General features: G+C 48.1%; 2 pseudogenes. Both read right to left on the reverse strand.

Annotated elements, in window-relative coordinates:
* Positions 1-74 precede the first annotated feature (74 nt).
* Positions 75-197 (reverse strand): annotated as a pseudogene (locus ABZJ92_RS21870) (hypothetical protein); the annotation flags it as partial.
* A pseudogene (locus ABZJ92_RS21875) lies at positions 170-1195 on the reverse strand (DUF3440 domain-containing protein); the annotation flags it as partial. The pseudogenes ABZJ92_RS21870 and ABZJ92_RS21875, both read right to left, overlap by 28 nt.
* Positions 1196-1266: the final 71 nt, after the last annotated feature.

Genomic DNA, 1266 nt, shown 5'->3' on the forward strand with positions numbered 1-1266 from the left:
CATTGGAGCACCTGTGTTGTTCTGAGGTGAGCATATCACCTCTGTTCAGGTGGCCAAATTCAGTGTGCCACTTCAGGGCTAACCTGATGGATCGCCATGCGGATTTCATTAATCGCTTTGATGCGATCATCTTCCGGCAAGCTGGCGAGAAATTGCGTTAAATCCTGCGTTAATCGTTGTTGCATAGTATCCCCCATTCCTGACGTTTTCCTTTTATCCGTTCGTTATAACGCTGATAGTTCTTCGCTTTCGTAGGACTAAATGATAATGCCCGACACCAGTAATCGTTATTGAGTAAAACTTTGCATATCCGCCGCCAGGAGGGGATATCTTTCGCGCCAATGTCCCCTTGCTGGGTTTGTGGAACCTCGATGCCTTTTTTCTGATACCAGTGCAAATAAATGGCGATTTTATTGCGGTAATGCTCAGCTGTTTTTTCCGGCATGCTATTGAGCAGCAATAATGCATATTCTTGCCAGTCTAAATGTTCTGGTTTGAGGATTTTCCGATGCCCATAGAAATGATTGTCATGTCCGGCGTAAATGCCGCCACTTTTTACCCCGCTGACTCGTGCGCACATAGCAGCCCAGCGATCCGGTTCGATAACGTGACAGAGCCATAATCCTTGTCGTTGCTCCGGGCCAAAAGGTTCGCAAATTCGCATATGACGCAGAGGAACGCCTGCCTGATACATTAGGTTATACAGTGGGTTGCAGAGATTTTGATGATTTGCATATCAGGTCCAGATATCAGCCACTTTCCAGTCGTAAATGGGGTAAATGTACCAGCTATGACCGCCTGGTGCGGCCGTAGTCCATGGTTTATCGTCGGCAAAACGTTGTTTATTTAAACTGGCGATGGCGACAAAACGGTTGTAGGACTCATCCGCACGGATGCCGATCATCATCGCCGCCGGACGTTTTTGTGAAAACCATTCGGCAAACTCACGTACAAATTGTTCGAAGGTCATGCCTGGCTGGTAAAAGCAGAAAAAGTCAGGAGCGGTTATCGCATCTTGCGGGGGCTGACGCACCCATTCGACATCAGGTTCCCAGCACTGCCATTCGGGTTGGTATTGTGAAAGGGAATTTTGCGTCGTAAGCGGGAGCGCAACCCAGTAAAACTCTTCGATGACATCGGTGTACAACTCGCGCAGGGACTGAACATAGTTAATGGTGCAAGAGAATTGTGAATCGCCACGGGTTTAACAGACACCTCAGAGTCATTTAAGATGGCTTAAAGAGAGGTGCCCATGAGCGGTAAGCG

Source organism: Shigella sp. FJ200513, assembly GCF_040495915.1.
Taxonomy (GTDB): Bacteria; Pseudomonadota; Gammaproteobacteria; order Enterobacterales; family Enterobacteriaceae; genus ECMA0423.